General features: G+C 58.7%; 1 protein-coding gene. It reads left to right on the top strand.

Annotation, left to right across the window (positions count from 1 at the left end; translation table 11 throughout):
• A partial coding sequence (locus tag Q4563_RS17855; protein WP_303605455.1) for a molybdopterin cofactor-binding domain-containing protein occupies nt 1-334 on the top strand: 334 nt, incomplete at both ends.

Genomic DNA, 334 nt, shown 5'->3' with positions numbered 1-334 from the left:
GCGCCATGTTCCACGCCGATAACGCCTATTATCTGCCCGCCGCCCAGATCGACGGCCACCGGGCCTTCAGCAATCAGGTATCCCACACCGCGTATCGCGGTTTTGGTGGCCCACAAGGCATGATGATTATCGAACGGGCGATGGACGATATTGCCCGCAAGGTTGGCCAGGACCCGCTGACCATTCGTAAACGTAACCTGTATGGCACCCCGGAGCACAAGCCCGACTGCACCGTGACGCCATATCACCAGACGGTTGAGCACAACAGCCTGCCAGACATTATTGAGCAGCTGGAACAGAGCAGCGATTACTGGCAGCGCCGCAGTGCCATAAC

The organism is Gilvimarinus sp. 1_MG-2023 (assembly GCF_030548285.1).
The sequence above is the reverse complement of the archived record's forward strand: the minus strand, read 5'-3'. Positions and strand labels throughout refer to the sequence as shown.